The 11,536-nt window shown below is 63.4% G+C and carries 9 protein-coding genes; 3 read left to right on the top strand and 6 right to left on the bottom strand.

The genetic code is table 11. From position 1 onward, the window contains the following. Positions 1-131 precede the first annotated feature (131 nt). Together VGV07_RS15555 and aspS are read right to left on the bottom strand one after the other, a co-directional pair. Positions 132-1,721: an EAL domain-containing protein gene (locus VGV07_RS15555; protein WP_326869632.1), complete on the bottom strand. Its 1,590-nt coding sequence runs from the start codon at positions 1,719-1,721 to the stop codon at positions 132-134. A gap of 271 nt (positions 1,722-1,992) precedes the next feature. Continuing rightward, positions 1,993-3,765, bottom strand: a complete 1,773-nt coding sequence (aspS, locus tag VGV07_RS15560; protein ID WP_326869640.1) for an aspartate--tRNA ligase — start codon at positions 3,763-3,765, stop codon at positions 1,993-1,995. 220 nt (positions 3,766-3,985) lie between these two features. On the opposite strand from aspS, the gene rnd reads away from it, so the two are divergent. From rnd to VGV07_RS15570, 3 genes are read left to right on the top strand one after another with little or no spacing between them, the layout of a single operon-like run. Further along, on the top strand, positions 3,986-5,152 hold the full coding sequence (rnd, locus tag VGV07_RS15565) for a ribonuclease D (RefSeq protein WP_326869633.1): 1,167 nt from the start codon (positions 3,986-3,988) through the stop codon (positions 5,150-5,152). A gap of 53 nt (positions 5,153-5,205) precedes the next feature. Next, a complete protein-coding gene (locus VGV07_RS27415; protein ID WP_414649959.1) occupies positions 5,206-5,511 on the top strand; it encodes a nucleotidyltransferase domain-containing protein in 306 nt (101 codons plus the stop codon). Further along, positions 5,508-5,849 carry a DUF86 domain-containing protein gene (locus tag VGV07_RS15570; protein WP_326869634.1) on the top strand — a complete coding sequence of 114 codons (342 nt, stop codon included), beginning with the start codon at positions 5,508-5,510 and terminating at the stop codon, positions 5,847-5,849. Before VGV07_RS27415 ends, VGV07_RS15570 begins: the two co-directional genes overlap by 4 nt. A 5-nt stretch (positions 5,850-5,854) precedes the next feature. Here VGV07_RS15570 and VGV07_RS15575 read toward each other — a convergent pair whose 3' ends face one another. The 4 genes from VGV07_RS15575 to VGV07_RS15590 are packed head-to-tail and all read right to left on the bottom strand — an operon-like array spanning position 5,855 to position 11,406. After that, positions 5,855-7,393 carry a Ppx/GppA phosphatase family protein gene (locus VGV07_RS15575; protein ID WP_326869635.1) on the bottom strand — a complete coding sequence of 513 codons (1,539 nt, stop codon included), beginning with the start codon at positions 7,391-7,393 and terminating at the stop codon, positions 5,855-5,857. Continuing rightward, positions 7,390-9,564, bottom strand: coding sequence for an RNA degradosome polyphosphate kinase (locus VGV07_RS15580; RefSeq protein ID WP_326869636.1), 2,175 nt, complete (start codon positions 9,562-9,564; stop codon positions 7,390-7,392). The genes VGV07_RS15575 and VGV07_RS15580 overlap by 4 nt, the downstream gene beginning before the upstream one ends. Then, the gene (locus VGV07_RS15585) at positions 9,557-10,288 is read right to left on the bottom strand and encodes a hypothetical protein (protein ID WP_326869637.1); all 732 of its coding nucleotides are present in this window, start codon (positions 10,286-10,288) and stop codon (positions 9,557-9,559) included. Before VGV07_RS15585 ends, VGV07_RS15580 begins: the two co-directional genes overlap by 8 nt. Next, entirely contained in the window at positions 10,285-11,406 is a 1,122-nt protein-coding gene (locus tag VGV07_RS15590; protein WP_326869638.1) for an AI-2E family transporter, read from the bottom strand. The genes VGV07_RS15585 and VGV07_RS15590 overlap by 4 nt, the downstream gene beginning before the upstream one ends. Positions 11,407-11,536 lie beyond the last annotated feature (130 nt).

Genomic DNA, 11,536 nt, shown 5'->3' on the forward strand with positions numbered 1-11,536 from the left:
AACCCCCGAGTGAGTGCCACTAATCGAGGGCGATGAAAAGGCGGGTATCGAGGGAAACTGAGGGTGAGATTTCCTCCATCGTTTCCCCCCGCCACCGGGGTCATCCCCCGAGCATGACCCGCCGAGCAGCCCTAAGCCGCGTTCACCTCCACCAGCCCCGGCAGGACCACAGGAGCATTCAGGGCCCGCGCCAGATCGCGGAAGGCGCCGGCCTTCAACGCCGGGGCGAACAGGTAGCCCTGTGCCTGCACGACGCCGCGGGCCCGCAGATAGAGCGCCTGCGCCTCGGTCTCGACGCCCTCTGCCACGATTTCCGTGCCGAGGTCGCGGGCCATGGCGATCAGTCCATCGAGCACCGGCACCGCCGCCCCCTCTGGCTTGATCATATCCACGAACACCCGGTCGATCTTCACCACGTCGACGCCGAGCGTCTGAAGATATGCGAGGTTGGAGTGCCCGGTGCCGGCATCGTCCATGGCGAGTTTGCAACCCAAAGCATGCAGGCCGGCGATAACGCTCTGCGCCTGCGCCATCTTCTCAAGCGGCTTGCGCTCGGTGATCTCGAACACCAGCTGACGAAAGCTGATCGCAGAGTTGGCAAAGATCGTGTGCACGTCGTCGACGATGTTGCCGTCCCGGAAATGGCCTTCGAACAGGTTGACCGAGATCTTGAGGGCCGGCATGTCGGCGCAGAGCGTACCGAGATCGGTCTTGACCTGCTGCATCAGGCTGACGGTCATCGGCAGCGCCAAACCGGTGACTTCGGCATAGTCGATGAAGGCGCCTGGCGGCACCACCTCGCCGCTCTTCTTTTCCCACCGGCACAGCACCTCGCAGCCGGCGAGCGCGCCCGTCCTGAGGTTGATCACCGGCTGGTAGTAGGGTTTCAGTTCGCCAGCGGCGATCGCCCGCTCAAGGTCGAAGGCCGGCAGGTCCGAGCGCCTCACATATTGCAACGCCAGGATCAGGAAGGCGCCGCACATCAGGGCAGCAACGACGGTGAAGCTTGCGTCGAGATCGCTGTAGTCGGCCCTCACCATGGCGAACGGCACCGCCGCCGTCACCCGGATCGGCAGCTCGCCGGCAAAACTCTCCGCCGTGACGAACTCGATCTCCCCAGCATTGTCATAGGCCTTGGGGTCGCCGACGGTAACGATCTCCGCCCCGTCCGTCAGCGCAACCCGCACCATCGAGGTCGGCTTCAACCCGTTCAGCAGGCTATCAGGCTCAGCCGCGAGAATCGGCACGAACGCCGAGACCTTTCGGGTTGTGCCGAAGGCCTGAGTGACCTTGAGCACTGGCATCCGCAGGTCGGCGAATTTTGCCACCTCGATGGTCTCGGTCTGGTTGGGTACCGATAGCGGGCGCGACAATGGCGAGTATTTCACGTCCTTGCCGAGCGCATCGCAATACTGCACGCCGTCGGCATTCTCGACCAGCACCTGCTTGAGGTAGAGGCTTACCTCCATCTGCCGATGCACATTGGCGATGAAGCTGGGGGTGCAAAGCGATGGGCTCTCAGCGAGGATGCGCCTTAGCGAAGATATCGCGTCATAGGCCGTTGCCTGGACCCGGCTCGCCACTGCGTCGACCGACTGCTGCAACAGCGCCCTCTCGCGCACCCGCACATAGGAATCGAGCACGAAATCCACGGCCATGACCGGCAGGAACGCGGCAATGGCCGCGAGCAGCATCAGCACATTGACATACCTGGATTTCAAACGAATCCGCCCCCGACGGAGATAGGCAACAAATGCCTAGCGGGGCGCTGGTTTACGGATCGTTAACGACGAGGGCTGCGGTGTTTCGTTTCGGAGCAAGCCGATAGAGACGGCCCCCTCCCATCCTCCCCCATGAAGGGGGAGGCGCCGCATCGAGTGCCAGGCACGATCGCGTCACAAATCCGACTCTTCACCTCCCCCTTCATGGGGGAGGCCGGGAGGAGGCCGTCTCTATCAGTAAGAAAGGAAGGGCGCCCGAAGGCGCCCATTCTTACTTGTTGTCGGCGATCACCCGCACATGCAGTTCGCGCAGCTGCTTGGGTTCGGCCGGGCTCGGGGCGCCCATCAGCAGGTCTTCGGCCTGCTGGTTCATCGGGAACAGCGTGATCTCGCGCAGGTTCTGCGCGCCACAGATCAGCATGACGATGCGATCGATGCCAAAGGCCGCGCCGCCGTGCGGCGGGGCGCCGTACTGGAAGGCGCGGTAGAGGCCGCCGAACTGCTGCTCGACTTCGGTGCGCGACTTGCCGGTCAGCTCGAACGCCTTGACCATGGTCTCAGGCAACTGGTTGCGGATCGACCCCGAGGCGATCTCGAAGCCGTTGCACACCGCGTCGTACTGGAACGCCTTGATGGTCAACGGATCCTGAGTGTTCAGCGCCTCGATGCCGCCCCGCGGCATGGAGAACGGGTTATGAGCGAAGTCGAGGCGCTTTTCTTCCTCGCTCCACTCGTAGAATGGGAAGTCGACGATCCAGCACAGCTTGAACTGGTCGAGCTGGGTGAGGTTCAGGTCGAGGCCGATCTTCACTCGCGCCTCACCGGCGAACTTGTACATCTTGTCGGGGCGGCCGAGCACGAAGAACACGGCATCGCCATCGGCAAGGCCGAGCTGCGTACGGATTGCCGCGGTGCGCTCTTCGCCAATGTTCTTGGCGACGGGACCCGAACCGGCGCCATCCTTGAAGAAGATGTAGCCGAGACCCGGCTGGCCCTGGCCTTGCGCCCAAGCGTTCATGCGGTCGCAGAAAGCTCGGCTGCCACCGGTCTTGGCCGGGATGGCCCAGACTTCCACCTTGGCGTCGCTGGCGATCTGGTTGGCGAAGACACCGAAACCGGAGCCACGGAAGTGTTCGGTGACTTCCTGCATCTCGATCGGGTTGCGCAGGTCCGGCTTGTCCGAGCCGTAGGTGCGCACCGCCGTGTCGTAGGGGATGCGCGGCCATTCCCTGGTCACCGGCTTGCCGTCGGCGAACTCCTCGAACAACCCGGTGATGACCGGCTGCATGGTGTCCCAGATCTCTTCCTGGGTGACGAAGCTCATCTCGAGGTCGAGCTGGTAGAACTCGCCCGGCAGGCGATCGGCGCGCGGATCTTCGTCGCGGAAGCATGGCGCGATCTGGAAGTAGCGATCGAAGCCGGCCACCATCAGCAGCTGCTTGTACTGCTGCGGCGCCTGCGGCAGGGCGAAGAACTTGCCGGGGTGGATGCGGCTCGGCACCAGGAAGTCGCGGGCGCCTTCCGGCGACGACGCAGTGAGGATCGGGGTCGAGTATTCGGCAAAGCCGATATCGCCCATGCGGCGGCGCATCGACGAGATCACCTTGGTGCGCTTGACGATGTTGGCATGCAACGTTTCCCGACGCAGGTCGAGGAAGCGGTACTTCAGCCGGATATCTTCGGGGTAGTCAGGCTCGGCGAACACCGGCAGCGGCAGCTCGGTGGCCTCGCTCAGCACTTCGAGCTCGCGGATGAACACTTCGACTTCGCCCGTGGGCTGTTTGGCGTTCACCGTCTCTGGCGTACGCTGCTTCACTTCGCCATCGACGCGGATCACCCACTCGGAGCGCACCGTTTCGGCCAGCTTGAACGCCTTGGAATCAGGGTCGATCACCAGCTGGGTCAGCCCATAGTGGTCGCGCAGGTCGATGAACAGCAGCCCGCCGTGATCGCGGACGCGATGCACCCAGCCACTGAGCCGCACATTATTGCCCACGTCACCCTGACGAAGGGCGGCGCAGGTGTGGGTGCGATAGCGGTGCATTTCACTCATCTCTTGTCTCTGAGGCAGGCGGATTCCGGGGCCGGACAAGCGCATGCGAGGGCGCAATTGTCAAGTTGAGCCGACCCGGCGCGAGCCGGCACGAACCGGTTGCAGGTGGAATCGTACGCCGATCGACAGTGACTTATTCGCCACTCTTTGCTCGCCATTCGTCTCCCCCACTGTTATTCAGGTTCAAAAGCCTTGTGACGAAAGAGTCTTGATGGAGCTCATTACTTCGACCGACGTACTCGCCGCCTTCTCCAAGCGGGCCGCCGGTTATGATTTCGTGACGGTCGATACCGAGTTCCTGCGCGAAACGACCTACTGGCCGAAGCTCTGCTTGCTGCAGGCGGCAACCCTCGACGAAGCGGTCCTGATCGATCCGCTCGCTCCCGGCCTCGATTTGTCGCCCTTCTTCAAGCTCCTCGCCAATGACAAGGTCCGCAAAGTGTTCCACGCGGCCCGGCAGGACATCGAAATCTTCGTCAAGCTTACCGGCAAGGTGCCGGCCAATATCTTCGATACGCAGGTCGCTGCCTCGGTTTGCGGCTTCGGCGACAGCGTCAGCTACGACAACCTGGTCCGCTCGATCACCAAGGTCGAGCTCGACAAATCCTCCCGCTTCACCGACTGGTCGGCCCGGCCGCTGACCGAAAAGCAGAAGGTCTACGCCCTGGCGGACGTGACGCACCTGCGTGATGTGTATGCAGCGCTGGTCAAGCAGGTCGACGATACCGGCCGGTGGGACTGGGTGGAGGATGAACTCGCAGTACTCGAGTCGATCCACACCTATGTGGTGCAGCCCGAGCACGCCTGGGAGCGGTTGAAAGCCCGTCTCGCCAAGCCTCGTGATGTCGCGGCGCTGAAGGCGCTCGCTGCCTGGCGCGAGCAGCGCGCCCAGGATACCGACCAGCCGCGCAGCCGCATCCTCAAGGATGACGCGCTGATCGAGCTCGCCATGCAGCGTCCGCTCAACCCGGAGAGTTTCGACAAGCTGCGCGCCGTGCAGCGCGGCTATGGCCGCTCTTCGGCCGCCGCCGAGATCGTCTCGATTCTTAAGCATGTCGAGGCGCTCGGCAAAGCTGACCTGCCCAAGCTGCCGGACCGCCACCGCGGGCCATCGCCCAAGGGCGCTGTCGGCGACCTGCTGCGGGTGCTGCTGAAGTCGGTGGCCGAGGACAACGGCGTCGCCTCCCGCATCATTGCCACGTCGGACGATATCGACGCGCTGGTGCTCGACGACGACGCTGATGTGCCGGCCTTGAAGGGCTGGCGCCGTAAGCTGTTCGGCGACAAGGCGCTCGCCATCAAGCACGGCAAGCTCGGCCTCGCTGCGAGCAAGAAGGGCGTCATCGAGATCGAGATCATCGACGACGACGAAGAGTAGGGCGCTGGCAAAGGACGAGCTGGACCACTACATTTCAGTTGAGAGGTTCGATCATGCGAGACATAGCACGCGAGGAGCTCATAGCCGAACTTCGCGGCCTCAGGGCAGACCTTGCACGCCAAGGTATTACTCGCGTAGCGCTTTTCGGTTCGCGCGCCAGGCGGGACAATCGTCCAGATAGTGATGTTGACTTGGTCGTCGACGTCGACGCTGGTCGAAAGTTCTCCCTGATCGACTTGGTGGGTGTCGTTCACACTGTGGAAGACAGGGTCGGACTAGACGCCAACATCTTCATGCGTCGTAGCCTTGACGCCGCGTTCCGCACGACAGTCGATCGAGACCAGGTGGTGATCTTTTGACCACAGATCGCGCGATCTTTCGGTTACAGGATATCAAGGACAGCATTGTCAACATTAGGAAGCTCCTCGAGGGCAAAACCTTCGACGAGATGTACAAAGAGGTCGCCACTCGTGCGGCTTTTGAACGCTTCCTTGAGATAATAAGCGAAGCGTCCAGGCACATCCCTGACGATTGGAAAGCCGAGCACGGTCCAGATATTCCCTGGCGGCAGGTTGGGGATCTGGGGAATGTCCTGCGGCACGCATACCACCGCGTCGACGTTGAGGCGCTATGGTCAGTTTACGTGGATGACCTCGACCCACTGGAGCAGGCCATCGACGCAATGCTCGCCGCTTAGGGGCCCTACCCCGCCACCACATCCGTAAGCTTGATGCCCACCACGCCGGCCAGTTGATCGAGCCGGCCGCGCAGATGCTCGCCGTCGAGGAAGGCCAGATCCGCCGGTAGCTGCAGCTTCAGGATGCCCTTGTCGATGAAGAAGCCGACCCGCGGCAGTACCCCAGGCATAGCCGCGGACATCGGATAGGCGACGCGGAACGCCGCCCCGAGCAGGCGCGCGCGGCCGCTCATCGCCGGCCCGGACAGCGCCAGCACGCTCTGGCTCATCGATTTTTGCTTCAGCCCCATATAGCGAACCGCCAGCACCTCGGCGAGGAATGCCCGGCCCGGATGGTCGACGCCGGTCGCCGAGCCATAGGCGACCATGTCCACCGCCTGCTCGCCGCGGTAGTCGGGGTGGCCGCGCCAGCCGATATCGGCGAGATAGCAAGCGACCTTGCGCAGCCGCGTCTCCTCGGCCGTTTCGGCGATGCCGAGCGTGGTCAACAGCTCGGCCGTGAAATCGATCAGGTCTTCGGCATGCGCCGGCGAACGGGAGCGCAGCACGCTCATCTGCTCGGCCGTCTGAATCAGGGGGTCGACGGCGCGCTCGTCGTCATCGAGCAGGCCATAGAGATAACCCTCACGTACGCCCAGCGCCGAGAACACCACCGTGTCGAACTTTCCGGCCTTCAGCACCTCGATCAGCACCGCGGCGCCATAGGGTACGAGGTCACGCCGGCCGGAGCTGACATGCTCCGAGCCGGTATAGGGCTTGTTAGCCGCCGTCGCCGTGACGATGTCCTCGCAAAGCTTCAGCATGTCGCTGGCTTTGACCGAGTAGTGCTGCACCATATGCAGCGGGTAGTCGCGGAGCACCTGATGCACCTTGGCGAGTGACCGCCAGGTGCCGCCGATGGCGCAGAAGCTGCCGCCCTGCCCGTCCATCAGCTTGGATTTCTTCAGCCGTTTATTGGCGATGGCCTGCGCCTTGGAGGGCGAGACATCGGAGTCGTCTTGCAGGCGGATGACGCCAAGTTCGTGTGTCTCACCGGTGGAATCAGTACCGCCCGCGATGGAGGAGAGCTCGAGGCTGCCGCCGCCAAGATCACCGACCACGCCGACGAAGCCGGGCATGCCGGAGATGGCGCCGAGCGCCGCAAAGTGCGCCTCCTCGGCTCCGGAGAGCACAGTCACCTTGGCGCCCATGATCTCTTCGACGGCGTCGACGAAGGCCTTGGAGTTGGAGGCCTCGCGCACGGCCGAAGTGGCGAGGATGTGCGTCGTCCCCGCCCGCATCAGCTTCGACACCAGCGCGAAGCGCTGGATCGCCGTCAGGGCGCGGTCGATGTTCTCGTAGGCGATCTTGCCGGTCTGGGCGAGGCCGCGGCCGAGAGCGCAGGCGGTCTTCTCGTTGTAGAGCGGGGTCAGCGAGCGGGCATGCCGCTCGTAGACCACCAGACGGACCGAGTTGGACCCGATATCGAGCACGGCGACAGGTCGTGCGCCCTTGAGGCGGCCCTGCGCGGTGGGGTCGGCGTCGACGCCCCAGTACTGGTTCACTGGCTTCTCTCTTCGTTGTCGCGCTTGAGCGCCGTACCGCGGCCCGACAGGCTCGCATGCGTCATGAAGTAGTCGTGCGCATTGTAGGGCTCTTCGCCGTCCCTGGGCTTGATCCTATCGGAACTGCCGTCCGGAAGCACCTCCCAGCTTTGCTGGTTGTCTTTCAAATATGCGACCATGGTGCGATCGAGGATCTGCTCATGCACCGTGGTGTTGAGAATGGGCACCATCACCTCGACCCGCCAATCGAGGTTGCGCTGCATGATATCGGCCGAGCTCATATACACCTTGGCCCGGCGCGAGGGCAGCGGCGCCCCTTGCCCGAAGCAGAAGATGCGGCTGTGCTCGAGGAAACGGCCGACCACCGACTTCACCCGGATATTGTCCGAGAAGCCCGGGATGCCGGGCCTGAGGCAGCAGATGCCGCGCACGATCAGCTCGATCTTCACGCCCTTGCGACTTGCGTCGTAAAGCGCATCGATGATCTCTGGATCGACAAGGGCGTTCATCTTCAGCCAGATATTGGCCGGCTCGTTCCGTTCGGCGAACTCGACTTCGCGGGCAATGTGATCGAGCAGCGTCTGTCGCAACGTTACCGGCGAGAAGGCGATCGCTTCCATCTCGGCCGGGCGGGCGTAGCCGGTAATGAAGTTGAAGACGCGCGCCACATCGCGGGTGATCGACGGCTCGGTGGTGAAGTAGCTGAGATCGGTATAAATCTTGGCGGTGATCGGGTGATAGTTGCCGGTGCCGAGGTGGCAGTAGCTGACCAGCTTGCCGGCTTCGCGTCGCACCACCTGGCTCATCTTGGCGTGCGTCTTCAGCTCGATGAAACCGAACACCACCTGCGCACCGGCGCGTTCGAGGTCGCGAGCCCAGCGGATATTGGCCTCTTCGTCGAAGCGCGCCTTGAGCTCGACCAGCGCTGTCACCGACTTGCCGGCTTCTGCCGCTTGCACCAGCGCCTTGACGATCGGGCTGTCGCGCGAGGTGCGGTAGAGCGTCTGCTTGATCGCCACCACGTCCGGATCGCGCGCCGCCTGCATCAGGAACTGCGCCACCACGTCGAAGCTCTCGAAGGGATGGTGGACCAGGAGGTCCTTGGCCCGGATGGCGGCGAAGATATCGCCATTGTAGTCGCGGATGCGCTCGGGGAAGCGCGGCAGGTACGGCGAGAACTTCAGGTCCGGGCGGTCGATGTCGCAAATCTTCGACGCATCGGCGAGACCGAGGAAGCCCTCGACCTCGAAGGTATCGCTGGCGCCGACGCCGAGCCGTTCCGAGATGTGGCGGCGCAGAGCGCGCGGCATCTTCTTTTCGATCTCGAGGCGGATCACCATGCCGCGCCGGCGCTGGCGCAGGGCAGATTCGAACTCCACCACCAGGTCGGCAGCTTCGTCGTCGATTTCGATTTCGCTGTCGCGGATGATGCGGAAAGCGCCCGAACCGGACACCTGGTAGCCAGGAAACATCTTGTCGATGAACCGGTTGATCAGCGTGTCGATAGTGACCACTTCGACCCGGTTCGGCGCCGCCAGCTCATTGGGCAGCGTCACGAAGCGATCGAGGTTGGACGGCACGCGCACCAGGGCGGTCAGCGTCTGTGTCGTTCCCTCGCGCACCATCTCGAAGGCCAGGGTGAACCCGAGATTGGGGATAAACGGGAATGGGTGCGCCGGATCGACCGCGATCGGCGTCAGCACCGGGAAGATCTCTTCGCGGAACAGCTTCTGCAGGTATTTCACCTGCTCCGGGGTCAGGTCGTCCGCCTCGTGGATCACCACATCCTTGGCGAACAGCTCTTCGCGCAGTTGCTGCCAGTGATCCTGCTGCTCGAGGTGCAGGTGCTGGGCAAGCGTCGCGATCTCCTCGAGTTGCTCGGCCGGCGACAACCCGTCGGCACTCTGCTTGGTGAGGCCGGCGCGCAACTGGCCCTTCAGCCCCGCCACCCGCACCATGAAGAACTCGTCGAGATTGTTGGCCGAGATCGAGACAAAGCGCAGCCGCTCCAGCAGCGGGTGATTGACGTTGCCGGCTTCCTCCAGCACCCGCATGTTGAACTGCAGCCAGCTGACCTCGCGGTTGACGAAGCGTGCGGGGCTCTGGCGCAGCTCGGCGACGTCGGGCGCCTCCTCATGCGGCTGTTCGGCGATTTCGCTCATCTCATTCATCGTCGTCGGCTCCGAGATCGAGGGCCAGCTGCTGATCAACACGCGCTGCGCCCCGCTGCCTGAGCGCTTCGCCGGCAATGGCCCGAGTGATGGCGGTGCCACGCTCGAGCGCCATGCGGTCCATCATTGACGCGAGGGCAACCGCCTCTTCGGACGATCGTTCCATGCGTGCCACCAGGTAAGCAATGATCTTGGGTTCAACAGCCACCTGACGATCGTCGAACAGCTTCACGAACATCTGTGACAATTGGATATCGTCGCTCAGTGACACGGTGAAATGCGCCGCGAGTCGAGCCCGCGATTTCAGATCATCGGTTGCGAATGGCCAGTTTGCAACGGGCTGGCGCGCCGTCAGCAGCAACGGCCGACGGTCACGCATCGACTGGTTGAGCAGGTGGAACAGTTCAGCCTCGTCGTAGCCGGCCCGATCAGCATCCTCGACCACCAGCGGCTGCGTGCCGCCTTCGCGAGACAGCGCCTCGGCGGTCTCGGGCGTAGCGCGCCCGGCCCCTGCCCGTTCCGCCCAGATCCGGGACAAATGCGACTTGCCCGAACTCGCCGGCCCTTCGAACAGCGTCAGCGGCCCCGGCCAATGCGGAAACGCCAGGACATGCGCGCGTGCAAGGCGGTTGCCTTCGCCGACGATGAAATCATCCTCAGCGTGCGAGGCCTCGTGCCCGAGGTCCAGCGCCAATTGTCCGCCGCCGAGTTGCAGGCTGGTCATTTCTCCGTCGCAGCGCGCACTTTTCGCGCAGGCTTACCGGCGGCTGGCTCGGCAGCCGGGGCCGGTGGCAGCGGCTCCTCGGAACCCAGATAGAGGCTCGATTGCTGGTACTTGGTCAGGGCGTAACGCGTCAGCACGCCGGAAATGGCAGCCAGCGGCACCGCCAGCAGCAGCCCGACGAAGCCGAACAGCAGAGCAAAGGCGAACAGTGCGAACATCAGCCAGACCGGGTTGATGTTGATGCTCTGCCCGACCAGCTTGGGGTAGAGGATGTTGCCTTCGAGGAACTGGCCAACGATGTAGATCATCAAGACGATCAGCACGAAGACCCACTGATCGGGCCAGAACTGCACCAGGGCAACCGTCATCGAAAGCGCGAAGCCGACGAGAAACCCGACATAGGGCACGAAGCTCAACAGCCCACCGATCAGCCCGATGGCGAGGCCATAGTTCAGCCCGGCCAGCGTCAGCGCAGTGCAGTAATAGACGCAGAGCACCAGGATCACTGAGCCCTGTCCGCGGATCACGCCCGCCATGGCCCCATCGATATCGGCGAGCACGCTGCGAATCTCGCTACGATAGCGGCGCGGCAGCAGGTCATCGACCTTCTCGACCATGCCTTCCCAGTCGACCAGCAGGTAGAATGCCACCACGGGCGTGATGAACAGCACAGCGATGGTGTTGATGACGGTGAGCCCGCTCTGCGCCAGCGTCGCGGTGACGAGGCCGGCGAACTCGACGCCGCGGCCGATCAGGTCGGTGAGGCTGCCTTCGAGCTGTGCGGTACGCTCCGGCCCCAGCCATTCCGTGAATTGCGGCGCCCACTGGCGCAGCAGATCCTGCAGGTCGCTCACATATCCTGGAAGACCAGCTATGAGGCCGCCGACCTGCACGGCGAGCAACGGCACGAGGGCCAGTAGGAGGCCAAGCAGCAGGACCAACACCAGCAACAGCACCAGCATGGAGCCCCAGGAGCGCCCAATCCCAAGCTTTTGCAGCCAGTTGACCAGTGGATTCAGCAGGTAAGCCAGCGTCAGGCCGACAACGAACGGCAACAGGATCGAGCGAAAGACCCAGAGCAGCAGAATGGCTGCAACAAACAGCCCTGCCCAGATCATTACCTGATATCTTAGGCTCAAGGTCCCGGGCGTCTCTTGCGTGACTGAGGTGGAGCGGTTATCAGCGCTCGGCAATTCCGCTACCCCTGAAAATCTGGCGAACAGCCCATGTCCGACGCGCAAAACGTGC

This window comes from Devosia sp., from assembly GCF_035944845.1.
In the GTDB taxonomy this organism is placed as follows: Bacteria; Pseudomonadota; Alphaproteobacteria; order Rhizobiales; family Devosiaceae; genus Devosia_A.